The 531-nt window shown below is 31.8% G+C and carries 2 protein-coding genes; both read left to right on the plus strand.

The annotated features are described in order from the left end of the window. The coding region (locus CIK98_RS13555; RefSeq protein ID WP_094385123.1) for a hypothetical protein at positions 1-232 on the plus strand (232 nt) is incomplete at its 5' end. 98 nt (positions 233-330) lie between these two features. Then, on the plus strand, positions 331-531 hold a 201-nt coding region (locus CIK98_RS18540), incomplete at its 3' end, for a PIN domain-containing protein (RefSeq protein WP_216358978.1).

Consider the following 531-nt stretch of genomic DNA (forward strand, 5'->3'; position numbering starts at 1 on the left):
AAAAAATGGAAAGAATATGGAAGCTACAGCATTTTCACCGTATCAAATGAAGATCATTGGACTGATGGAACATGTAAAGTCTGATGAGCAGATGAAGGAGATAGGAAATCTTCTTTCTGACTATTTTGCCCAAAAAGCGGTACAGGAGGCCGACAAGCTTTGGGATGATAAAGTTATTGATTGTTCTACAATCGAGAAGTGGAAAAATGAACATTTGAGAACTCCATATTGATGATTTATGAATAGTATTCAAAGGATTGTTTTAGATACAAATTGTCTTTTGATGTCGATACCAAGCAAAAGTCCATATCATAATGTATTCATGTCATTTTGCGTGGAGATTATATTTTGTGTATAACCAACGAGATTCTTTTAGAATATGAGGAAATAATATCAAATAAAACCAATTCAAAAGTTGCTGCCAATATTGTAAACGCCATATTATCTAGAGATAACATATTGTTCATTAATCCTGTTTATAGATTCAAATTGATTGAATCAGATCCAGATGATAATAAATTTGTGGATTGT

The sequence above is a fragment of the Prevotella sp. P2-180 genome (genome assembly GCF_002251435.1).
Taxonomy (GTDB): Bacteria; Bacteroidota; Bacteroidia; order Bacteroidales; family Bacteroidaceae; genus Prevotella.